This window comes from Streptomyces panaciradicis, assembly GCF_023516615.1.
GTDB classification, from domain to species: domain Bacteria; phylum Actinomycetota; class Actinomycetes; order Streptomycetales; family Streptomycetaceae; genus Streptomyces; species Streptomyces panaciradicis.
In genome coordinates, this window is the sequence record NZ_JAMGBF010000335.1 from 1 (window position 1) to 535 (window position 535).

At 79.8% G+C, this 535-nt stretch carries 1 pseudogene; it reads left to right on the plus strand.

What is annotated here, in order from left to right:
* Positions 1–491: pseudogene (locus tag M8J74_RS44245) on the plus strand (hypothetical protein); the annotation flags it as partial.
* Positions 492–535 lie beyond the last annotated feature (44 nt).

A 535-nucleotide genomic window follows, 5' to 3' on the forward strand; every position in this document is an offset into this window, starting at 1 on the left:
AGACGGGCGCGCCGGGGCCCGACCGGGCGCACGAGAGCGCGCCGGCGCGGCCGGGAGCCCCCGAGCGCCCCGTCCCGTCGCACGAGGCCGTACGGCCGCCCGGCCCCGGGTCCTCCCGGGAGGCGTGGGCCGCCGAACCGTCACGGGCCGGGAGCGTGGCCGGGGAGGGGCGGCAGCGGCCGGGACGACAGGAGGAGACGCCCACGGCCGATCCGTCGGACCAGGAGCCGGACCAGGACCAGGCGGCCACGGCCGATCCGGAGCAGAACGCGGACGACGGCGGCGGCGTCGAAAGCCCGGAGGCCGTCGGGTCCGCCCCGGCCGGTCAGGTCACCCCCGGGGCCTCGTCCGGAGCGGCCCGGCAGTCCGTCACCCGCGCCGTGGCCCCCGCCGAGCCCGTCCTGCGGATCCTGCCGCTGGGCAGCGGCCTGGTCCTGATCGGGCTCGGCCTGGGCCTCGCCTTCATCGGACTGAGACTGCGGCGGGTCTAGGGCTCTGAGGCCGGGGCCCGGGGCCTGAGGCCTGAGGCCTGAGG